General features: G+C 54.5%; 18 protein-coding genes. 2 read left to right on the top strand and 16 right to left on the bottom strand.

What is annotated here, in order from left to right; all coding sequences use genetic code 11:
• Window positions 1–86 precede the first annotated feature (86 nt).
• The 9 genes from HII27_RS08840 to tar form a co-directional block, all read right to left on the bottom strand.
• The gene (locus HII27_RS08840) at window positions 87–2,750 is read right to left on the bottom strand and encodes an alpha-L-rhamnosidase (protein ID WP_185667556.1); all 2,664 of its coding nucleotides are present in this window, start codon (window positions 2,748–2,750) and stop codon (window positions 87–89) included.
• Window positions 2,751–2,775: 25 nt separating this feature from the next.
• Complete coding sequence (locus tag HII27_RS08835; protein ID WP_396401353.1) at window positions 2,776–4,026, bottom strand: MFS transporter; 1,251 nt, start codon at window positions 4,024–4,026, stop codon at window positions 2,776–2,778.
• A gap of 156 nt (window positions 4,027–4,182) precedes the next feature.
• On the bottom strand, window positions 4,183–5,034 hold the full coding sequence (locus HII27_RS08830; protein ID WP_185667554.1) for a helix-turn-helix domain-containing protein: 852 nt from the start codon (window positions 5,032–5,034) through the stop codon (window positions 4,183–4,185).
• 272 nt (window positions 5,035–5,306) lie between these two features.
• A complete protein-coding gene (cheZ, locus tag HII27_RS08825) occupies window positions 5,307–5,951 on the bottom strand; it encodes a protein phosphatase CheZ (RefSeq protein ID WP_185667553.1) in 645 nt (214 codons plus the stop codon).
• A 10-nt stretch (window positions 5,952–5,961) separates the two neighbouring features.
• Complete coding sequence (gene cheY / locus HII27_RS08820; protein WP_185667552.1) at window positions 5,962–6,351, bottom strand: chemotaxis response regulator CheY; 390 nt, start codon at window positions 6,349–6,351, stop codon at window positions 5,962–5,964.
• Window positions 6,352–6,367: 16 nt separating this feature from the next.
• A complete protein-coding gene (locus HII27_RS08815; RefSeq protein ID WP_185667551.1) occupies window positions 6,368–7,417 on the bottom strand; it encodes a protein-glutamate methylesterase/protein-glutamine glutaminase in 1,050 nt (349 codons plus the stop codon).
• A complete protein-coding gene (gene cheR / locus HII27_RS08810; RefSeq protein ID WP_185667550.1) occupies window positions 7,414–8,280 on the bottom strand; it encodes a protein-glutamate O-methyltransferase CheR in 867 nt (288 codons plus the stop codon). The genes HII27_RS08815 and cheR overlap by 4 nt, the downstream gene beginning before the upstream one ends.
• A 23-nt stretch (window positions 8,281–8,303) precedes the next feature.
• Window positions 8,304–9,908, bottom strand: coding sequence for a methyl-accepting chemotaxis protein (locus HII27_RS08805; protein ID WP_185667549.1), 1,605 nt, complete (start codon window positions 9,906–9,908; stop codon window positions 8,304–8,306).
• Window positions 9,909–9,946: 38 nt separating this feature from the next.
• The gene (tar, locus tag HII27_RS08800) at window positions 9,947–11,602 is read right to left on the bottom strand and encodes a methyl-accepting chemotaxis protein II (RefSeq protein WP_185667548.1); all 1,656 of its coding nucleotides are present in this window, start codon (window positions 11,600–11,602) and stop codon (window positions 9,947–9,949) included.
• A gap of 261 nt (window positions 11,603–11,863) precedes the next feature.
• Here tar and HII27_RS08795 point away from each other — a divergent pair, with 261 nt between their 5' ends.
• Window positions 11,864–13,126, top strand: coding sequence for a dicarboxylate/amino acid:cation symporter (locus tag HII27_RS08795; RefSeq protein ID WP_185667547.1), 1,263 nt, complete (start codon window positions 11,864–11,866; stop codon window positions 13,124–13,126).
• A gap of 191 nt (window positions 13,127–13,317) precedes the next feature.
• Here HII27_RS08795 and HII27_RS08790 read toward each other — a convergent pair whose 3' ends face one another.
• The 7 genes from HII27_RS08790 to flhD form a co-directional block, all read right to left on the bottom strand.
• A complete protein-coding gene (locus HII27_RS08790; RefSeq protein WP_317983844.1) occupies window positions 13,318–14,451 on the bottom strand; it encodes a porin in 1,134 nt (377 codons plus the stop codon).
• A gap of 819 nt (window positions 14,452–15,270) precedes the next feature.
• A complete protein-coding gene (gene cheW / locus HII27_RS08785; protein WP_035895231.1) occupies window positions 15,271–15,774 on the bottom strand; it encodes a chemotaxis protein CheW in 504 nt (167 codons plus the stop codon).
• A 22-nt stretch (window positions 15,775–15,796) separates the two neighbouring features.
• Window positions 15,797–17,818: a chemotaxis protein CheA gene (gene cheA, locus HII27_RS08780; RefSeq protein ID WP_185667546.1), complete on the bottom strand. Its 2,022-nt coding sequence runs from the start codon at window positions 17,816–17,818 to the stop codon at window positions 15,797–15,799.
• 4 nt (window positions 17,819–17,822) lie between these two features.
• Window positions 17,823–18,749: a flagellar motor protein MotB gene (motB, locus tag HII27_RS08775; protein WP_185667545.1), complete on the bottom strand. Its 927-nt coding sequence runs from the start codon at window positions 18,747–18,749 to the stop codon at window positions 17,823–17,825.
• Complete coding sequence (gene motA / locus HII27_RS08770) at window positions 18,746–19,639, bottom strand: flagellar motor stator protein MotA (protein WP_185667544.1); 894 nt, start codon at window positions 19,637–19,639, stop codon at window positions 18,746–18,748. Before motA ends, motB begins: the two co-directional genes overlap by 4 nt.
• A 123-nt stretch (window positions 19,640–19,762) precedes the next feature.
• Window positions 19,763–20,347: a flagellar transcriptional regulator FlhC gene (gene flhC / locus HII27_RS08765; RefSeq protein WP_185667761.1), complete on the bottom strand. Its 585-nt coding sequence runs from the start codon at window positions 20,345–20,347 to the stop codon at window positions 19,763–19,765.
• A complete protein-coding gene (gene flhD, locus HII27_RS08760) occupies window positions 20,344–20,694 on the bottom strand; it encodes a flagellar transcriptional regulator FlhD (RefSeq protein WP_220439276.1) in 351 nt (116 codons plus the stop codon). The genes flhC and flhD overlap by 4 nt, the downstream gene beginning before the upstream one ends.
• 792 nt (window positions 20,695–21,486) lie before the next feature.
• Here flhD and uspC point away from each other — a divergent pair.
• Window positions 21,487–21,906: a universal stress protein UspC gene (gene uspC, locus HII27_RS08755; protein WP_185667542.1), complete on the top strand. Its 420-nt coding sequence runs from the start codon at window positions 21,487–21,489 to the stop codon at window positions 21,904–21,906.
• The last annotated feature ends 57 nt before the right edge of the window (window positions 21,907–21,963 follow it).

Below are 21,963 nucleotides of genomic sequence, written 5' to 3'. Positions count from 1 at the left end.
AATACGGGGAATAACGGAATGAAAAGGGAGGAGTTCGGCCGTTTATTTAAAACGGCGGCGCAAAGGCCGCCGTGGTAATGAATCCGTCAGCGCTGGAAGATAACCCGATAACGCCCTGAGCCCACTTCGGCGCAATAGCCTGCCGATGAGGGGGCAAAGTCGATACCGTCAGTCTCCAGCAGCGTATGCGCCCCGTCGAGCACCAGCGTCGAGCGCGTGTTAGCCGGGATCTCCACCTCCAGCGTCACCATCTGGCCCTCCTGCGCGGACGCCAGCGCCCAGCTAACGCCAATATCACCATAAACCGAAGCATAATGGGCTTTCAGCCACTGAAGATTGCCGCCAGGAATCGGATGTATCACCGAACGTTTAAAGCCCGGCGCCTCTTCTTCGGTGTTGATCCCCGCCGCAGCCCGGTACAGCCATTCGCCGATGGCGCCGTAGGCATAGTGATTAAACGAGTTCATGTCCGGGCTCCACATGGTGCCGTCCGGCTTCACGCCGTCCCAGTGCTCCCAGATAGTGGTCGCCCCGGCCTTCACCTGATACAGCCAGGAAGGGAAATCGTCCTTCATTAGCAACTGCCACGCCGCATCGGCCTGACCGTTTTCACTGAGGGCATGGCAGAAGTACGGCGTGCCAACGAACCCGGTCACCAGGTGCCCATCCTGCTCCTCCAGCAGCGTCAGCAGGGTTTGCACCGTGCGTTCGCGATAGGCCTCCGGCACCAGCTGGAAGTAGAGCGCCAGAATATGCGCGGTTTGCGTTCTCGCCGCCAGCCTGCCGTTCGGCGTAAAGAATTCGCGATGGAAGCTGTCGACGATCGAAGCATGCAGCGCTGTGTAACGTTCAGCATCTTCCAGATGGCCAAGCACCTTCGCCGACTTCGCCAGCAGCTGCGTCGACAGCGCGTAATAGGCCATGCAGGTCAGTTCGTTCGGCGTCGCACCAAAATAGCTACCCTCGCGAGCATCCAGCGCCACCCAGTCGCCAAACTGCAGCTTCCATGACCACATATTGTCGACCGCATTGGCCCGCATAAACTCCACCCAGGCCTTCATACTCTGGTACTGTCGCGCCAGCGTCTGGGTGTCGCCATACATCAGATACAGCGTCCACGGGTTGATCACCGCCGCATCGGCCCACGCGGCGGACGAGTGGGTGCGACCGTGCGACAGGAAACGGTCATTATCACATTTGCCGGTCAGAATGTCGGGGATCACGTGCGGCACGCCGCCTTCTGGCGTCTGGTCATGCGCAAGATCCTCCAGCCACTTGGCAAAGAAGGTGTGCGTCTGCATCAGATAGCTGGCGGTACGGCAGAAAATCTGCGCGTCACCGGTCCAGCCAAGGCGTTCATCGCGCTGCGGGCAGTCGGTGGGAATATCAACAAAGTTCCCCTTGAGCCCCCAGAGAATATTGTGATGAAGCTGATTCAGTTCGGCGTTAGAGGTTTCAATATGCCCGGTTGGGGTCATCGCCGAATGCAGTACCACGGCGGTAAAATCATCCAGCGTCGGCGTCCCTGGCCAGCGTTCAATCATCACGTAGCGGAAGCCCTGGAAGGTAAAGTGCGGGTGATAACGTTCCTCACCGTCGCCGCGCAGCGTGTAGTCAATGCGCTGTTTGGCGGTGCGCAGGTTGTCCAGATAGACGTTGCCCTCCGCGTCCAGCACCTCAAAATGGCGCAGCGAAACGTTGTCGCCCGCTTCGCCACGCACGCAAAACTCGACCCAGCCGCTAAGGTTCTGCCCAAAATCGAGCACCGTCTCGCCTTTCGGCGTGGTGAACAGCGCACGCGGCGTCAGGCGTTCAATCTCTTGCACCGGGCAGGCCGTTTGCGGCTGCAGCACCGCACGGTCGGCGGTCAGCACGTTCACCGCGCGCCAGCCCTGCGCCGCAAAGCCGGGTTCGCACCAGCCGCGCTGTTCGAGCCGGGCATCGTAGATTTCACCGTCATAGATTTCCGAGAACAGAATCGCCGAGTTGCTGCCCTGCCAGCGTCCGTCGCTGGCTATAACCTGCTGGCTACCGTCGCGCAGCGTCACTACCAGATGGCAGATAAACCCGGTCTGTTCACCGTAGTAGTTGCGGTAGCGGTTAAAGCTCATATCCCCTTTGTACCAGCCCGCCCCCACCATCGCCCCGATGGCATTCGTGCCTTCTCGTAGCCGTTCGGTCACGTCCCAGGTCTGGTACAGCAGGTGGTGATGATAGCTGGTCCAACCCGGCGCCAGCTCATCGCAGCCGACCTTTTCCCCGTTAAGCCACAGCTGATAAAGCCCCAGCGCGCTGGCATGGACCACCGCCGAAACAATATCAGCCCCCTGCGGCAGGGTGAACGTCTGGCGCAGCAACGTCCCTTTCGACTCGGCTTTGTCCTGCAGCGTCTCCGCTGAGATAAATTCGCCCTGCCACGCCCTGGCAGGCAGGCCGGTGATAAACGAGGATGCCGGGCTCCAGTCGCTGCTTTGGCCGTGATTGTCGGTGATGCGAACCCGCACGTAGTAGCGGGTGGAGTGTGCACAGGAAAACGCAGGCAGCTCCACGTTATTCGAGCGGTCATCGTGGATGTCCCCGCTGTCATAGCAAGGGTCATCAAAACTGGCCGATGTCGCCAACTGCAGCCGCCAACTCCGCTGCACGACATTGCGTAAGCTGCTGCTAATGGTCCAGCCGAATACCGGGAGCGTTTCACAGCCCGCCAGCGAGCGTTCATAGTTAAGCGTAACGTTCTCTACTGCCAACATAATTATTCCCTCAATAACGTCGTGTTCAGGCTTTCACCCGCATCGTGTCGTGTGCCGCAGGCCGCGCATCCGCCGCCGCAACCATTTCCGTTTCTGCATTAAATTCATTGCGCTGCTTGCCGTGGAAGCACAACCAGCCAATGACCATGCCGACAACTACGATCGCCGTCAGCAGGCAATAGAGCACCATTGGCCCCGCGCTCAGCAGCACCGGTGTGACAAAAGCCAGAAGGCCGCAGGTCAAGCGGGCCACGCCGACGATTACCCCCTGGGCAGTGGCGCGCAGCATGGTCGGGAATGACTCCTGGGCCCATACTTTCATGATCCCCTCAAAGGCAAAGCCGGTACCGATATTGGTAAACAGCAGGCAGCAGAACCATGAAAGCGGCGAGAAATTCAGCAGTACCGGCACAAAGTAGCCGCCAGACATCATCACTGCGCCAAAGATGAAAAAGGGAATGCGCTTTGCGGTATCAACAATGCGCATAAACAGCAGCCCCGAGGCGACGCTAACCGGCAGGATCAGCAGCCCCCAGAGCGAGTTGGTGCTAACCGAGATCCCCACCACGTTGACGGCGACAAAGGTGCCAAACTGTCCGCCAGTATTGGCCGCCAGATTGGTGAAGGTGTAAAAGGCGCATAGGGAGAGAAACGGCCAGAGGTATTTGCTGTCCAGTAGGTCACGCCAGCCGTTTTTCTGTGCACGGACGGTCGCCACGCCCCGGCGCTGCTCGTCACGCGCGGCAAGCCATAGCGGTGATTCAGGTATCGACCAGCGCAGAATCAGCAGCACTGCCGCGACTAACCCAACGTGCATATACATAATCTGCGCGCCACTCCGCCCCCAGTCGCCCACTACCGCGGAGATCCCCATCGTTGCGCCAATTCCCACAAGCCACAGCAAGTTAGACATACCGATGATTTTGCCGCGGTTTTCATCGGTTGCCGCTTCGGAGATGGTCGCCAGCGATACCGGCAAATCCGCGCCGGTGGCCAGTCCCACCAGCAGCGTGCCGACAACCAGGAAGTGGAAGCTCAGCCCAAACGCCAGCGCCAGGGTGCCGATGACGATCATCGCCATGGTGATAATAAAGACGTTACGTCGCCCAATACGGTCGCCAAGCCGACCACCGCAGAATGCCCCTGCGGCAATGCAGAGGGTTAACAAGCCGGATAAAATACCAATTTCCAGAGCGGTAATACCGATAGTTTTTTGATAAATAACCAGCGCAGTACCATTAGAGACAATGGCGGCAGAATCAATATACGATGCCATTCCAGACACCACCCCAATATACCAGGGGCCGGGTGTGCTATTTTTTGCCATAACGTATCCCTTCATGTTAATAGGTGAAAGAAGATGGGTGCAGAACCCCCTCTCACCGTGATTGTTGAGATAAAATTACTGTCGTTTTATGTTATTAGCCGAAAATCAGATCTGCGTTAACACCCGTGAATGCAGTTCTCGTTCATGAGTGGGTGAATAATTAAAATAGCGTTTGTACGATTCGGTCAATCTAATGGCATTCATAAAGCCGCAGCGAGCGGCTATTTCACTGACCGTTTTATCGGTCGTGCGTAACAGTTCCTGGGCTTTAAGAACCCGAAATAGCATCTGAAATTTCACCGGCGTGTAGCCAGTAATGCGTTTGATAAAGCGAAACATCGTACGCCGCGCGACGCCGTTATCATCGCTAAGCGCACTCCAGTCTATCTGCCGTAGGCTGTTGGATTTCAACGTTTTGATAAGGCTTACGCGCCCTTTCTCCTCGACGCTAAGCGGCTGCTGCTGCCGACCACACAGGCACAGCGTGTTGATCACATTGAGAAATGCCGACTCACACTGTGAAAAATAGAGCGCATCGTAGTCGTGCTCATTCCTCGCGATGATCTGTTCGCTCCAGCCTTCGATATTTGCTAGTTCGCTTGACGTTAGCGTGCGGTCCTTGCGTGACTGCAACTGCGTTTTCACACACTGCAGCAGAGCGTCGATATTCTGTAAAAAATGAAAGTTGTGATTCCTGCGAATTAATATATTAATCACCGAAAGGTGATTCGTGGAAACGTAGCTGTGAGTATCATTCTTTGTAACGAGAAAGAAATCACCCTTACAAATAAAGTGGACAATATCATTGACAATATGAAACCCGCTACCATCACGGACAATAACCAACTCATCAAATTCATGCCCATGTACGCCTTCCATTAACTGGTTATTCATTGTAAACAGGCAAAAAGCATGTTGTTCTGAGTGAAAGAAATCACTGTCACGTAATATCCGCATGAGCACTCCCGAGTTTATTTTGGCAATAACATTCCGACCTTAATGAATAGCAAGGATTCAAAAATAAATATTGTTGCAAGTCTCATTGATAACTATTTAAGCGCAATAATTATGACAAGTCTATATAACGGGGTGGCACTCAGGCGTAAGCCAACGTGATGTTGGTTTCATTTTCGGGAAATGCAGAGGGGTTTACCCCGGCGCCGCGATGCTCGGCCGGGCTACATTTTGAAGGTAGCCCGGCCGAGCATCGCGACGCCGGGGGCGTGACTTTAGAAGCCGAGGCTGTCCAGCAGGTCGTCGACCTGATCCTGGCTAGCCACCACGCCCGCTTTGGAGGTATCGACCTGCGGACCGTTGAGCAGGCTGTCGTTTTCGCGTTTCGGGCGAGCTCCCTGCTCTGGAATGTTCTCCAGCAGCACCATCAGCAGCTGGCGTTCAATCTCCTGAATCACGTCCATCATGCGCTTGATAACCTGACCAGTCAGGTCCTGGAAATCCTGCGCCATCATGATTTCAAGCAGCTGTGCGTTGGTAAAGCTGGTGTGCCCCGGTACATCACCAAGGTACTGGCGAGTATCGGTCACCAGCTCGCGGGCATCGGCAAGCTCAATCGGGTTCTCAAACCAGGCGTCCCAGCGCTTGGTCAGCGCTTTTGCACCCTTCTCCATTTCATCCTGATGCGGCTGCGAAGCCTCCACGCTGTTGAGCGCGCGTTCCGCCGCCTGCGCGGTCATCTGCACCACGTAGTCGAGACGATCTCGGGCATCGGGTATCGCCTCCGCCGCTTCCGCAATGGCCTGGTCCAGCCCCAGCTCGCGCAGGCTATCGCGCAGCATACGGGTCAGATTGCCAATGCGGCTAATAATATCCGCGGCGGAGTGTTCATCGCCGGGCTTGATGGAAGATTGCATCATGTTCGTCACCTTACATGCCCAGTTTCTCGAAGATTTTGTTCAATTTTTCTTCCAGGGTCGCCGCGGTGAACGGTTTCACCACATATCCGCTGGCCCCAGCCTGTGCGGCGGCAATAATGTTCTCTTTCTTCGCTTCCGCCGTTACCATCAGCACCGGCATCGCCGCCATGGCGCCGTTAGCGCGAATGGTTTTCAGCAGCTCGAGGCCGTCCATGTTTGGCATGTTCCAGTCGGAGATCACAAAGCCAAAACCGCCGGTCTGCAGTTTGTTCATCGCATCTACGCCGTCTTCTGCTTCTTCAACGTTGTTAAATCCCAGCTCTTTTAACAGGTTGCGCACGATGCGACGCATGGTGGAAAAGTCATCCACAACCAAAAACTTAAGCTCTTTATCCGCCATAAAATAATTCTCCTGATCAAATACGTATTGCCTGTCCGGCACTGATTTTTGCCAGCATCTGCTGGCTTACCTGGCTAAGATCGACCACTTCGCTGACGCCACCGGTATTGATGGCCTCACGCGGCATGCCGAACACCACACAACTGGCTTCATTCTGCGCGATGGTCCAGGCTCCCGCCTGATACATCGCGTGCATCCCGGCCGCACCATCGTTGCCCATACCGGTGAGGATAACTCCCACGGCATTGCGCCCCGCGTGCTTCGCAACCGAATGAAACAGCACATCAACCGACGGGCGATGGCGATTAACCGGCGGCCCGTCGTGAATTTTGATTTGATAGTTGGCCCCGCTGCGCGCGAGCTCCATATGTTTGTCACCCGGCGCAATATAGGCGTGGCCCGGCAGCACGCGCTCGCCGTCTTCTGCCTCTTTCACCGTTATCTGGCAGAGCTTGTTGAGCCGCTCGGCAAACGAACGGGTAAAGCCCGGTGGCATATGCTGGGTTATCAGCAGCGCGGGGCTGGAGAGCGGCAGCGGCTGGAGCACGTGGCGAATCGCCTCAGTGCCGCCGGTCGACGCGCCAATGGCAATCAGTTTCTCAGAGCTGAGCAGCGGGCCTGCTTTGAGCGCCACCGGTGCGGGCATAGGCTTGTGGGCGCTAACGCGCGCACGCGATGCGGCACGCACTTTCTCAGCGATGGTTTCGCTGTAGGCCAGCATCCCTTCGCGAATCCCGAGCTGCGGTTTGGTGACAAAGTCCACCGCCCCCAGTTCCAGCGCTCGCAGTGTGACTTCCGAGCCTTTTCCGGTCAGCGATGACACCATCACTACCGGCATCGGACGCAGGCGCATCAGCTTTTCAAGAAAATCGAGGCCGTCCATGCGCGGCATTTCAACGTCCAGCGTCAGTACGTCAGGATTAAATTTTTTTATCAGGTCACGAGCCACCAGGGGGTCCGGCGCGGTAGCCACCATCTCCATGTCGTCATGCTCGTTGATGATTTCCGTCATGATCTGCCGCATCAGCGCCGAATCATCCACGGAGAGGACCCTTATTTTTTTCATGTTCTTCCCTTACTTAACGCATAGACCGTTTGTCCACGCAGGCTGAACTCACGGGCCAGATGGCTGAAGTTTTCCGAATGTCCGGCAAACAGCAGGCCATCCGGTTTCAGCAGCGGCACAAAGCGTTTGAGGATCTCCTGCTGCGTGGTCTTATCGAAATAGATCATCACGTTGCGACAGAAGATCGCATCAAACGGCCCCGGCACCTGGTAGTGGGCATTCAGCAAGTTCAGCGTGGAGAAATCCACGTAGTTCGCCAGTTCGGCACGCACACGCACCAGGCCTGAGTGCGGCCCGGTTCCGCGCATGAAATAGCGCTGAAGCTGCTGCTGGGAGAGCGTTTTCAGCTCGTCCATGCGGTAAATCCCGCTCTGCGCCTTTTCCAGTACTTCGGTATCGATGTCGCTGGCATAGACCTTCCAGCGCCCCGGCGCGGTTCCCAGCGTGTCGGCGAGGGTAATCGCGATGGAGTAAGGCTCTTCCCCCGTTGAAGCCGCCGCGCTCCACACCCGATATTCTCCCTGCCGACGCGCGGCGTGTTCCGCCAGCGTCGGAAAGTGGTGCGCCTCACGGAAAAACGCCGTCAGGTTGGTGGTCAACGAGTTAATAAACGCCTGCCACTCGGGGCTGTCGCCGTTAGCCTCCAGCAAACTGAGGTAGTGACCAAAGTCGTCGAGGTTCAGCGTGCGTAAACGCCGCACCAGGCGGTTGTAAACCATGTCACGCTTGTGATCGGCCAGCACGATACCGGCGCGCTGGTAGATCAGTTGACAGATCCGACGGAATTGACCGTCGGTAAGCGTCAGGCGCTGTGTCAGTTGACTCAATAATTGCGATTGCCCATTTGGCAGAGATACAGTCATAGCGCCTTCTTACATCACATCATTCAGGAAACTGCGGGTACCGCGGTCAGCTCTACGTTTTCACGCGGGGCCGCCGCTTTCACTTCTTCCAGGGCAAATACCGATACCACATTGGTTAAGCGGTCGGCCTGGTCGGCAAGTTGCTGCGTCGCCGCCGCGCCCTCTTCAACCAGCGAGGCGTTCTGCTGGGTGACCTGGTCCATCTGCGTCACTGCCTGCGCAACCTGCTCAATACCGCGACGCTGTTCGTCCGAGGCGGAGGCAATTTCACCCATAATGTCGTTCACGCGGGTGACCGACTGCACAATCTCGGTCATGGTATTGGCGGAGGTTTCCACCAGCGCCGACCCTTCCTGCACGCGGGCCACCGACTCTTCAATCAGCCCTTTGATCTCTTTCGCCGCCTGCGCGCTGCGGCTAGCCAGGTTACGGACTTCCCCTGCTACCACCGCGAACCCACGCCCCTGCTCGCCCGCACGTGCGGCTTCCACCGCGGCGTTCAGCGCCAGAATGTTGGTCTGGAAGGCAATGCCGTCAATTACGCTGATAATGTCGCTTATCTTGCGCGAACTGGTGGCGATGTTGTGCATAGTGCGAGCCACATGGGAAGCCTGCTCGCCGCCGCGTTTTGCCGTATCCGCCGCGCCGTGCGCCAGGTTAGAAGCCTGACGGGCGTTATCGGCGTTCTGGCTAACGGTGGCAGTCAACTGCTCCATGCTGGCTGCCGTTTGTGCCAGCGAAGCGGCCTGCTGTTCAGTGCGTGAAGAGAGATCGTTGTTGCCTGCGGCAATTTCCGAAATCCCGGTATGCATCGCATAGCTGCCTTCCCGCACCTGTCCGACGGTGTCGCGCAGCGATTGCTGCATGGTTTTCAGACCGGCGAAGATGGCGCTAATTTCGTTTTTGCCGTAGACGGAAATCGGCCGCGCCAGATTGCCGTGGGCAATGTTGTCAAAGTGACGGCTGATGATCTCCATTGGCTTAACCACCATATGGCGAACCCACCACAGCGCGCCGACGGTGATCAGTACCGAAATAATCACCATGCCAATAAAGGTGATGGTCGAACGCTGGTAGTCGCTCTGACTTTCGCGTTCAGCGGAAGCCACGTAGTTCTCGATATTTTTGCGCCAGCTTTCGTAGTCGTTATCAAACTGGTCCTGCGATTTTTGTACCGGTGCCGCCACAAACTCTGCCAGCTGGTTGTTCTCAAGCCAGGCCGTCTGATGGGCTAACATTTCATGCCAGGCGGTGAAGGTTTTCGCCGTCTGCGCTTGCAGTTCTTTGTCGTGTTCACCCATCAACGGCAGCGCCATGAACCCCTGAAACAGCGCGTCGGCCTGTGACAAATTCTGCTTCACATCACCGACAATGCTGCGCACTTCATCCGGCGGATAGCTCAGCGCGGTCAGCGTACCGGCCTTGTTGAGCATGGTGCTGGCCTGCAGCATCGCCGCGCGTGACTCGGTCAAGGTGTTCAACTGCTGGCTGCTCTGGTCTATCTGATTAATATTGCTTTGCCCATCGCGAAAAGCCCAAAAAGAGAGTCCGTTACTGCCAATCTGCAAAATGCCGCAGAGAATCAAAATCAGAAACAACGTGGTAGAGATTCGAATACGATAAAGCATCACCACACTCCTAAAGGCGGCAAAGACCGCGGATAAAATTAAAAGGTTTCCCAGTTACTGTCGGCAGCCCGTTCGCCACTCGACGCGAGGCGTTTCGCCGCTATCGGGGCCGGGGTAGTTTTTGTTGCATGCTGTGCGGACGCGACGTTAAGGCGGAAAGCCGCAACGGCTTGATTCAGACGCTCAGCCTGGTCTTCCAGCGCGGCGGCGGCCGTTGCCGACTCTTCCACCAGCGCGGCGTTTTGTTGGGTGACGCTGTCCATTTCTGCGACGGCAATCGCCACCTGGTCGATCCCGCGGCTCTGTTCATCGGAAGCCGAGGCGATTTCGCCCATAATATCGGTCACACGGGTAACCGCATTGACGATATCGGTCATGGTTTCGCCCGCGCTTTCTACCAGCACAGAACCGGTATCGACCCGTGAGACGGAATCTTCAATTAATGCTTTGATCTCTTTTGCCGCCTGCGCGCTGCGGCTTGCCAGATTGCGCACCTCGCCAGCCACCACCGCAAAACCACGCCCCTGCTCGCCGGCGCGCGCCGCTTCAACGGCAGCGTTCAGCGCCAGAATGTTGGTCTGGAAGGCAATACCGTCGATAACGCCGGTAATATCGGAGATTTTCTGCGAGCTGGCGGCGATTTCATGCATGGTGTTCACCACACCGTTCACCACGTTGCCGCCGCGCTGGGCGGTTTCAGAGGCGCTTTGTGCCAGATGCGATGCCTGACGGGCGTTTTCGGCATTCTGCTTCACGGTTGCCGTCAGCTGTTCCATGCTGGCCGCCGTCTCTTCGAGCGAAGCCGACTGTTGTTCGGTGCGCGCCGAGAGATCGTTATTTCCCGCCGCAATCTCGCTGGTGCCGTGGTAAATCGCTTCAGCCCCCGAACGAACGTGCGTCACGGTATCAATCAGCGAGGCCTGCATGTGATTCACGGTGTCGGCTAGTTCAGTGATTTCGTTGCGCCCGCGAAGCGAAAGCGTTGGGGTCAGGTCGCCCGCCGCGATATGGCGGATATGGCCCATCACCGATGCCAGCGGTTTCAGCAGAATGGCGCGAATGCCAAACCAGGCACCGACCATCACCACGACCAGCACTACTGCCAGCACCAGCAACTGCCAGCGGGCTATCTGATAGTCGCGGCTACTGGTGGTAAAGGCGTTCTGATAGAGCGCTTCGCTTTGGCTGGCATATTGGGTCATCGCTTCACCCAGCGCGTTCTGCATACCCTGGGTCGGTTGAGCGAAATAGGCATCCATATTGCCTGCTTCAAGGAAGCCGACCAGCTCCTGTAGCGCGGCATAATAATGTTGATAGGTTTTGGCCACCTGCTGGCTGGCATCGCTCATTGCCGGCAGCGCAGGGGTTTCGCTAAAACGCGCAAAGTGGCCGGCAGCCTGCTCCAGCGTGGTTCGCGCGTTTTTCAGCAGTTCAGTTTTGGCGCTGCTCTGCTGATTGGCCGCATCCATCATCATCCGCGCCGAAGAGCGGCTGAGGTTGATACGCGTTTGCAGTAAAAGATCCCACGATTTCGTGAGCTCGGTTTGTTGGGTTCGAAGCGTATTAGATAGCGCAAAGCTTTGTTGGTTTTGATGCAACGAGGAGAACAGAAAGCCCCCGGAGACTAACTGCAAAAGTGCGAAGACGACCAGCACCAACATCAGCAGCGTGACAACGCGGATACGGTTTAACATACAGCACCTTCTCTATGACTTGTTACGGCTGTTATCGGCATCCCAAAAAGAAACTTTATGCGGTGGGTGGGTAAAAATCGCGGGGGCAAAACGGGGCTGATGCGAGTCACTGAATAACAACGCTTTTTATAAGATATAAAAAAAAGTTGTAAATCCCCTCATTTTCATACAATTTATGTGGTGAATGATTAATGACATTACATAACTAAAAAAGCATTTTTCATCGCACGACATTTTTGTAATCTGACGGGGTAATTTTTCGTGGCAAACGCAAATAAACTCACGGTTTTTATCGTGATTTTCATGCTGGCAGGCATTCTGACCGGCGCAATGATCCATTCCTATGCATCCGCAACAACGATTCAAGTCTGGTCCAGTAACATCACTCTGCTTACCGATATATTCCTGCGACTAATCAAAATGGTTATCGCACCGCTGGTCTTTAGTACTCTGACGGTCGGGATCATGAAGCTCGGCGAAACCTCCACTATCGGCCGCGTGGGCGGTAAAGCGATGGTCTGGTTTATCAGCTCTTCGGTGCTGTCTATTCTGGTGGGTCTGTTTATCGTGACCCTGCAGCATCCGGGCAGTGGCCTGAATTTGTCCGTGCCAAAAGACGCGGTGGAAACCGGTCTGGCGGTGGGCGGTATGAGCCTGAAGGGCTTCCTTTCCCATACCATTCCGACCAGCATCGTCGGCGCCATGGCGGATAACGAAATTCTGCAGATTGTGGTCTTCTCGATGTTCTTCGGTATCGGCGGCGCGTCGCTGGGTCAGAAGTTCAACGCCCCGTTGGTTGCCGCACTGGACGTGGTTTCCCATATCATGCTGAAGGTGACCGGCTACGTGATGTACGTAGCACCTCTGGCCATCTTCGCAGCTATCTCTTCGGTAATCGCCACTGAAGGTCTGGGCATTCTGCTTAACTATGCATCGTTCATCGGCGGTTACTATGTGGCAATTCTGCTGACCTGCTGCGTGCTGGTGGCGCTCGGCTATATGGTGCTGAAGAAAGACGTTTTCCGTCTGCTGAGCATGCTGAAAGATCCGGTGCTGGTAGCGTTCACCACCAGCAGCTCCGAAGCGGCCTACCCGAAAACCCTGGAACAGCTGACCAAATTCGGCTGCTCTCGCAATATCGTGTCGTTCGTTCTGCCAATTGGTTATTCGTTTAACCTGGTCGGTTCGATGGTGTACTGCTCATTCGCCTCAATGTTTATCGCCCAGGCGTACAACATCCACCTAAGCTTCTCTGAGATTGCCGTACTGATGCTGACGCTGATGCTGGCTTCTAAAGGTATCGCCGGCGTACCGCGCTCTGCGCTGGTAGTTCTGGCGGCGACCATTCCTAGCTTCAACATTCCGGTGGCGGGCATCCTGCTGCTGATGGGTATTGACCACTTCCTCGATATGGGACGTTCGGCTATCAACGTGCTGGGTAACGGCGTGGCGACGGCGATGCTGTCGCAGAACGAAGGTCAGCTCGAAGAAATTGAGCCAGAGGTTGTGCAGCAGAATATGTAAGGGTTGAGCCGTTCCCGGCGGCGCTTCGCCCACAAACAAAAGCCAGACCCCAGGGTCTGGCTAAATCCATCAAAAAACCTTTCACCGTCGCCCCGAAGCCAACTCCCCTCCCCTGACGACCGAAAAGCAATACTCAAGCGCAATGAAAAAAACAACCCGCCTCACTGGCCGGAGACGGGGTAAAACGCGGTTTAGATAAAGATACGCAGCCCCACGGCGGCAAGGTGATCGGAGACGTTGTACGACTCGTCGGTATTGCCGCTGGCTTTCTCATAGCCGTACTCAATATAGGTCACGGCGTTTTTGCCTAACCAGTAATCCGTACCCAGGGTGGTGGACTGGAAATGCTGGCCGTCCATCGCGTCGCCGCCCTCACTCCAGTCGAAGTTGGCGTATACGCTCCATTCCGGGGTTATTTTGAACTGGGAGGCGTATTCCAGACCGAGAATCGTTTCCTGGTCATCGGTGGCGTTGCTGGTACCGCTGGTCGCCGCGTTAACATCATCCACCTTATTGATGTAGTAGGTCGCCTGGGCAGCGTTATACCAGGTGAAGCCATCGAAGTTGGCGGTGTATTTGGCATTCATCCCCATAGAATAGGTATTACCGTCATACGATGGGCCGGTGACATAGGTGACCGGTACGGTACCGCCCGTGGTGCTGTAATCTTCGTTGACCGTCTCCGTCCCCTGATTCACCGTATAGTTGTTGTACGCCGCCGCGCCGGAAATAGAGAAGCCGTTATCGAAGCGATACTGCGCCGCCAGCGCGCCGCCGCCGTGAACGGTTGCCGAGCCGTCATGATAGGCGTCGTGCATATCCGGGCCGTCACCATAGCCGCTGCCGAAGCCAATTTTATCAACGTCGTCGTTGCCCTGCCCCATCACACCCACGGTAAACGCTTTAGTGTTGTAATAATAAATGGCCGCCGAGTTAACGATATCGGTCGACATCCCGGCGGTGTCGTGTTTTGCCTTACCGCCATAGGCGTAAGTGGTATCAATCCCCAAACCCCAGTCGGTTGGCGCATATTGTTTACCGAAGGTCACCACGCCGTATTCTTCATTGCCGAGGCCCGCATAGGCTTGTCGGGTATAAACATCGTTACCCTGATCGTCAGTGGCGGAATCCAGGCCGTGCATCCCGGTTTCGTAATACCCAACGGCGTAATAGCCTTTGTCGTTAATTTTCTGCCGCAGCGCCACGCCAAGACGTGAGTCGTTGTTCTGGATATTATGTTCTACGCTATGTGCGGAATCGTCTTTGGCATACAGACGAACGGAACCCATAATAGAAATTGCCGTGTCATCGCCCTGATAAACCATCTCACCTTTAGTCTGCGTTGCCGTATAGGCCGGCGAGGCGAAGTCGCCGCTGGCAGCCAGCGCATACGCTGGAGCACCTACCGCTGCGGTAATGGCCAGAGCGATAATAGAGGGTTTAATCATTACAGTTTTTACGCGCATAGAAATCCCTTAATCAATATTTAAGATTATGTTTTTTTTGCCACTTTTGAATTTAATAATGGGAAAGAAAGTTTTCTCTCCACGACCAAAATATTAATTGCAGCGGGATTCTATTTTCTATGCGAAATAATAAAAAATAAGATGACGATCACTAAGAATCATTTTCTTTCGACCCATCACATTATGTCGATGATTTTACAAATTAATGAATTAGTAATTCAATTTATTAAGATTTTACTGCAATTATTGATGTAAACATTTCAGAATATAAACAAGAAACCATTCATTTATATTTAACAAACATTTAAAAATAATAATAGATACAATAAATACCGCCATTTTTAACATAAAAATATCATAGCAGACTAATCTATCGTCATTTTAGATTGTTGCTTATCGACCACCGAGGGAATCGCGATAAAGTTATCACAAAGAAAAACACATTAAATATATACGGAAATTATTGATTTAAATATGTCATTCACAACTTAAATAATTATATTTAATGGCTAACCAATATGGTTATAAAAATAAAGCGTGGCTTATCGAGAATTGAGGGGCAGGAATGTATTAAGTGCACAGTTTTTAAATATTGGTGTCGGCCATTTAAAATATTGCGGTGCTTCACAGTTAAAACAGGGTTCATCGTGTTATAGCGATGAACCCTGTTAATCGCTATCAAGCCGCGTGGCTTGCAGCGCTGTCCAGCAACGCCATCTCTTCGCTGTTGAGCAGCTTCTCAATGTTCACCAGAATCAGCATACGGTCACCCAGCGCGCCAAGCCCGGTCAGGTACTCCGTTGAGAGGGTGACGGCAAACTCCGGCGCCGGACGAATCTGTTCCGCCGCCAGCGACAGCACATCGGAAACGCCGTCAACCACAATCCCCACCACGCGCTGACCGAGGTTCAGGACAATCACCACCGTGTTGTCGTTGTACTCCACGTCTTCCTGGCTAAACTTCACGCGCAGGTCAACAATCGGCACAATCACGCCGCGCAGGTTGGTCACGCCTTTAATAAAGGCCGGGGTGTTGGCGATGCGCGTCACCTGATCGTAACCGCGGATCTCTTGCACCTTCAGAATATCGATGCCGTACTCTTCATTGCCCAGCGTAAATACCAGGAATTCTTGCCCAGTCGGTTCACCCGCCAGCTTTGTTACATTCGTCATACCGGTCATGTTGTTCCCTTTTTTCTGCGTATCAGGCGGCGGTGCTCGCCAGACGTTTTTCACGGTTGAGCCCCTGCAGTGCAGAGACATCGACAATCAGCGCGACGCTACCGTCGCCAAGAATGGTGGCCGCCGAGATCCCCGGCACTTTGCGGTAGTTGCTTTCGAGGTTCTTCACCACCACCTGATGCTGGCCAATCAGTTGATCCACCAGCAGCGCGTAGCGACGCCCGGCGCTTTGCAGGATAACGACAATCCCCTGCGTGGCTTCGGTTTTGGCGCCCTGCACGTCGAAGGCTTTCCACAGCTCGACCAGCGGCAGATATTCGCCGCGTACTTCCAGCACGCGCTCGCCCCCCGCCAGCGGATGCAGATCTTCTTCACGCGGCTGCAGCGACTCCATCACCGCGTTGAGCGGCAGAATAAAGACCTCTTCGCTGACCTTAACCGACATGCCGTCGAGTATCGCCAGCGTCAGCGGCAGCAGAATGCGGATAGTCGTGCCGGTGCCCTGTTTCGACTGGATCTCAACGTGGCCGCCCATCTCCTGGATGTTCCGTTTCACCACGTCCATACCCACGCCGCGCCCGGAGACATCGGTCACCTGCTCGGCGGTGGAGAAGCCCGGCGCGAAGATCAGCATGCCAACCTCTTCGTCGGTCATGCTTTCATTTACCGCCATTCCCTGCGACATCGCCTTCGCCAGAATGCGCTCGCGGTTCAGCCCTGCACCGTCGTCGGTGACTTCGATACAGATATTGCCGCCCTGATGTTCAGCAGACAAAATCAGGTTACCCACCGCTGATTTACCTGCCGCCAGACGCGTTTCCGGCAGTTCGATGCCGTGGTCAAGGCTGTTGCGCACGAGGTGCGTTAACGGGTCGATAATGCGTTCAATCAGGCTCTTATCCAGTTCGGTCGAGCTGCCCATCAGCGTCAGTTCGACCTGCTTGCCAAGCTTGCCCGCGAGGTCGCGAACCAGACGCGGGAAGCGGCTGAAAACGTACTCCATCGGCATCATACGAATCGACATCACCGATTCCTGGAGGTCGCGCGCGTTGCGCTGCAGCTGGCCCATGCTGGTAATCAGGTCACCGTGCGATACCGGGTCGAGCGCATTGGAGCGCTGTGCCAGCATCGACTGGGTGATAACCAGTTCACCCACCAGGTTAATCAACTGATCGACCTTCTCTACCGCCACGCGAATACTGGTGGACTCGCTGCTGCGGGCCGCCGGTTTTTCTCGCTCAGCGCGCGGTGCGGCAGGGCTTGCAACGGCAACGGGTGCAGCAACCGCCACTTCAACTGGGGCTTGCGGTTCTTCAACCACCTCTTCCACCGCAGCTGGCGCGGCCGAGAAATCGATCTGATCGGCTTCAATGACAAAGCACAGCACGGCGACGAGATCGTCCTCATCCACGCTATCGTCAATCACCGCGCTCAGGCTGTCGGCGGTTTTAGTGACCTGGCTTAACGTCGCCAGATTACTCAGCTCCTCTTCCAGCATATCCGGCTCGCCCGCCTTCAGGCGTGAGAGCGTAATCTGCTTTTTACCGGCCGTTGCGCTGGCATCGGCAGGCGTCGCTGATTCTGCCTGCTGCACAGCGTTATCCACCACGCTTAAGCGTGCGCTACCCGCCACAGGTGGGACGCTTTCACCTTTTGCTTCCAGCGCCAACTGACGCAGCGCATTGCAGATATATTCGAAGCTGGCAGCGTCCGGTTCGGTGGAGCTTTTATAGGCGTCGAGCTGTTCCTGCATAATATCTTTGGTTTCCAAAAACAGGTTGATAATATCGGTGCTGAGCTGCATTTCCCCGCGACGAGCGTCGTCCAGCAGGTTCTCCATCAGGTGCGTCGTTTCCTGCAGCACGGTGAAGCCGAAGGTTCCCGCCCCGCCCTTGATCGAGTGCGCGGCGCGGAAAATAGCATTCAGCTGTTCAGCATCAGGGTCGTCCACCACCAGGTTCAGCAGATGCTGTTCCATATCGGCCAGTAGTTCGTCGGCCTCATCAAAAAATGTCTGATAAAAATCGCTGATATCCATGCTCACGCTATCACCTCGAGTCGGGTTGGGGCGGCGTAGTACCTGCCGCGTCTGAAGCGGTATTCGGCGACTGTAATACGCTTAAAGGTTCATTCTGGCTCTCGGCATTCTCATGGAGAATGGCCTGCTCAGCCTGGTTATTCAGCACCAGCAGGCTGATGCGACGGTTGATCGCATCGTTGCCGCCGTGCTCTGACAAGCGCATCGAGTTAGACATCCCGATAACGCGCAATACTTTGCCGTCGTCCAGCCCGCCAGCGACAAGTTCGCGACGCGAGGCGTTGGCGCGGTCCGCCGACAGCTCCCAGTTGCTGTAGCCCCGTTCACCGGAGGCATACGGATAATCATCCGTATGGCCGGAGAGGCTGACTTTGTTAGGAATTTCATTCAGCACCGGAGCGATAGCGCGCAGAATATCGCGCATGTACGGCTCCACTTCAGCACTGCCGGTTTTAAACATCGGGCGGTTCTGGCTGTCGATAATCTGAATACGCAGCCCTTCCTGCACCAGATCGATTTTCAGATGCGGACGCAGCGCGCGCAGTTTCGGATCGGCCTCAATCAACTGGTCCAGCTCGCCGCGAATACGCTTGAGACGGTTGGTCTCCATCCGTTTTTTCAGATCGTCAATATTGGGCTGTTTTTGCACCTCACCCTGCTGCTGGGTGACGTCATCACCGCCGCCGGGGATCGGGCTATCGCTGTTTGCCATGCGCGGCCCGCCGGTAATCGCAGTCGCCAGCGGGGTACGGAAATATTCCGCAATCTGGATAAGCTCTTTCGGGCTGGAAATGGAGATAAGCCACATCACCAGAAAGAAGGCCATCATGGCGGTCATAAAATCCGCATAGGCAATTTTCCACGAACCGTGGGCGCTGCCGTGCGACTTATGCTTGCGCCGCTTTACGACGACAATAGGATGCGATTGGTTTTTCATGCGTCCTCGGTGGTGGTCTGCTGCTGGCCTGCCGGGTTACGCACCGCACGGACGTGTTCTTCCAGTTCGATGAACGATGGACGTTCGCTGGTGTAAAGGGTTTTGCGGCCAAATTCGACGGCAATCGGCGGCGCATAGCCGTTGAGGTTCGACAGTAGCGTGATTTTGACGCACTGCATCATTTTAGTCGTTTCCGCGCTCTTTTGGCGCAGCACGCTGGCCAGCGGCGAAACAAAGCCGTAAGCCAGCAGAATCCCGAGGAAAGTACCGACCATCGCGTGGGCAATCAGCGCCCCCAACTCCGCCGCCGGGCGGTCCGCTGAGCCTAATGCATGAACCACGCCCATAACCGCCGCCACGATACCGAACGCGGGCAGCGAGTCGCCCACCAGTGCCAGGCTATTCGCCGGGACTTCACATTCGCTTTCATGGGTTTCAATCTCTTCGTCCATCAGTGCTTCAATTTCGAAGGTGTTCATATTGCCGCTGATGATCAGACGCAGATAATCGACGATAAATTCCAGCATCACCTTATCGGCCAGAATGCGCGGATAGCTGGCAAAAATTTCGCTCTCTTTTGGGTTTTCAATATCGCGCTCCAGGGAGAACATCCCCTGCTGACGCGACTTCGCCATCAGCCGGTAGAGCAGCGCCAGAAGATCCATATACATCGTTTTGGTGTATTTCGAGCGACGAAACAGCAGCGGCAACGCCTTAAGCGTGCCTTTGATGGCCTTACCGTTGTTGCCGACAATAAACGCGCCGACCCCCGCCCCGCCGATAATTATCAGCTCAGCCGGTTGATACAGTGCCCCAAGGTGTCCGCCGGTCATCATGTAGCCGCCGAAAACTGTCCCCAAAACAACCAGGTAACCTATTAAGATAAGCACGTTATCATCCTTCCACCGTTGACCATGAGTGGAGACAGACGAGCAATTTCACTCACCGACGGGTAAAAAAAAGCAGCGGCCCTTAGGACCGCTGCTGGAGTATGTTTTCTACACCGTGTGAGGTTAAACAGCTTGCTCTATCTGTTCATCCAGCAGTTGTGGATTACTATCGGCAAGATTGTCAGAAAGTTTACGTCTTTTTACTGCGCGGGATGGTGGCTGGCAAAGGCTGCAAACAAAGCTGCCCGCTGGCTGGTGCGCATGGGTAATAAAATTGCCGCCGCAGGAGTGACAGCTGGAGAGTTCAAGCATTCCGCTTTCAACAAAACGGACTAACGTCCACGCGCGGGTCAGCGCCAGAAGCGGGCCATTATCCTGCTGTGGGCATTGTTCGAGGTACAAGCGATAGGCTTTGATCACGGCATCCACGCCGGAGCACTGTCCGCTTTTGAGTAAAAACTGCCAGGCATTGCAGAACATGGAAGAGTGAATATTCTGTTCCCATGTCATAAACCAGTCCGTGGAAAACGGCAGCATTCCTTTTGGGGGCGGGCTGCCGCGCAGTTCTTTGTACAGTTTAATCAGACGACCACGGCTGAGCTGGGTTTCACTTTCCAGCATCTGCAAACGGGCGCCCAGCGTTATCAACTCCATGGCGAGTTGAATATCGCGGGCTTCCTGAACAATGCTTTTTTCGCTCATCGTCAGGCCCTTTTCTTACGTGCAGGTTCGCCTGATTGGCTGGCTTCATTCAGCAGTCTGGTGGAAAGCAGAATGCCGGTATGGATCTGCTGCAGGTCGTCAACGCGTGATTCTTGCGTAAGGCGGGTGATGGTTTGAGCATCATCAAAACGAAACTGGCAAACTAACTGGTTGGTCTCCGCAATTTTCACCATCTGCGGCAGAGTCAGTTCACCCAGAACTTTTGCCATGGCCTCGTTGATACCAAGACGGAACATAGCAGAAGCCTTATCCTGACCAATCAAACGCTGTGCAAGAAGCAAGTAAGACAAATTGATGTCATAGATGTGCTTTAGCAACTCGGATGTATGCATTTTCCCCATCCCGAATAACCAATTAGTACTTTTATGCGGTCAAACCGCATACCCCGTGATGTCGTCGGGCAAGGCCCGATAAAAATGAATCGGTCGAAATGCATAGCCGATTAGGCAAATCTTTCTGCAGGATCGTCGGGCTGGGCGTTAACCTCGGCCCGACAAATCTAAACATTTCTTACAATTTACTAAGATTTTTCCTAATTCGACGCAACTTTACTCGCCAGATGTGACACATACAATGTTACTTCACTGTTAATTTGAAATTTATGTGATCCACTTCACAAAATCAAACCCCATTTTTAGGAGTAATCCATCAGTCACGATTGTACTTTGCGCATTATTTAAGCAAAAAATTCGCTATTTTATTCCAGCCTAACGGATATTCATTCACCAAAACAATTTAACATCCAGCCAGGGGGAAGGACTTTACGTGAGCCAGATGCGAAAAAATTATCACAGATCATACTTTCATTTAATAAATAAAATTCATTTTAAATTCAACAAATTGAAACAGTGATTCATTCGCAGCAAATTCATTCGCTTGTTATTTACTTTTCATTAACATCATTTCAGCAAAAATTAAATATTTAAGATCGCTATCGGTTACATAATATATTCAGCGTGGCTTATGCAATCTGCGCATAATTCCACCAATAATTCGCATAAAACTTGCTTATGTATTAGGTTAAGTTATAGACAGCAATATTCCGTCTTTCGCTTGCAGCGGTGCGGTAAAAAGAGTAAGAGATGGAAGGTTAAGCGTGCGTATTCTTCGAGCAAGGAGGTCTGATGTCGTACTCACATCTTTTGGTGGCCGTTGCGCCTACCCCAGAGAGTCATGAGCTGCTAAGGAAAGCCGTCGCCATCGCCAGGCCCGCTAACGCGCGGATTAGCCTGATGACGCTGTCTACCGACCCGGAAATGTATAACCAGCTGGCTGCGCCGATGATGGAGAATTTACGCGAGCTAATGCAGGAGGAGACGCGATCGTTTCTCCAGAGTCTCACTGATGCGGCAGACTACCCCATCTGGAAAACACATATCGCTTCCGGTGAACTGTGCGACCATGTCAAAGCGTTCTGCAAGAACCATCAGGTTGACCTGGTTATCTGTGGGAACCATAACCAAAGCTTCTTTTCGCGTGCGACCTGCTCGGCGAAAGCCATTGCGGGAAATAGTGGCGTGGATGTGCTGTTAGTGACACTGTAACAATACGTAAAACCCGGCGTCGCGTTGCTCGGCCGGGCTACCAAAATGCCTATCTGT

Source organism: Kluyvera sichuanensis (genome assembly GCF_014218705.1).
Lineage (GTDB): Bacteria > Pseudomonadota > Gammaproteobacteria > Enterobacterales > Enterobacteriaceae > Kluyvera > Kluyvera sichuanensis.
Note: the sequence above shows the minus strand (reverse complement) of the source record. Positions and strands in the feature narration are given on the sequence as shown.

Excerpts from the sequence above, each read along its gene's own strand:
- HII27_RS08840 (WP_185667556.1), bottom strand. The coding sequence starts at position 2,750 with ATGTTGGCAGTAGAGAACGTTACGCTTAACTATGAACGCTCGCTGGCG.
- HII27_RS08835 (WP_396401353.1), bottom strand. The coding sequence starts at position 4,026 with ATGGCATCGTATATTGATTCTGCCGCCATTGTCTCTAATGGTACTGCG.
- HII27_RS08830 (WP_185667554.1), bottom strand. The coding sequence starts at position 5,034 with ATGCGGATATTACGTGACAGTGATTTCTTTCACTCAGAACAACATGCT.
- cheZ (WP_185667553.1), bottom strand. The coding sequence starts at position 5,951 with ATGATGCAATCTTCCATCAAGCCCGGCGATGAACACTCCGCCGCGGAT.
- cheY (WP_185667552.1), bottom strand. The coding sequence starts at position 6,351 with ATGGCGGATAAAGAGCTTAAGTTTTTGGTTGTGGATGACTTTTCCACC.
- HII27_RS08815 (WP_185667551.1), bottom strand. The coding sequence starts at position 7,417 with ATGAAAAAAATAAGGGTCCTCTCCGTGGATGATTCGGCGCTGATGCGG.
- cheR (WP_185667550.1), bottom strand. The coding sequence starts at position 8,280 with ATGACTGTATCTCTGCCAAATGGGCAATCGCAATTATTGAGTCAACTG.
- HII27_RS08805 (WP_185667549.1), bottom strand. The coding sequence starts at position 9,908 with ATGCTTTATCGTATTCGAATCTCTACCACGTTGTTTCTGATTTTGATT.
- tar (WP_185667548.1), bottom strand. The coding sequence starts at position 11,602 with ATGTTAAACCGTATCCGCGTTGTCACGCTGCTGATGTTGGTGCTGGTC.
- HII27_RS08790 (WP_317983844.1), bottom strand. The coding sequence starts at position 14,451 with ATGGTTTATCAGGGCGATGACACGGCAATTTCTATTATGGGTTCCGTT.
- cheW (WP_035895231.1), bottom strand. The coding sequence starts at position 15,774 with ATGACCGGTATGACGAATGTAACAAAGCTGGCGGGTGAACCGACTGGG.
- motB (WP_185667545.1), bottom strand. The coding sequence starts at position 18,749 with ATGAAAAACCAATCGCATCCTATTGTCGTCGTAAAGCGGCGCAAGCAT.
- flhD (WP_220439276.1), bottom strand. The coding sequence starts at position 20,694 with ATGCATACATCCGAGTTGCTAAAGCACATCTATGACATCAATTTGTCT.
- uspC (WP_185667542.1), top strand. The coding sequence starts at position 21,487 with ATGTCGTACTCACATCTTTTGGTGGCCGTTGCGCCTACCCCAGAGAGT.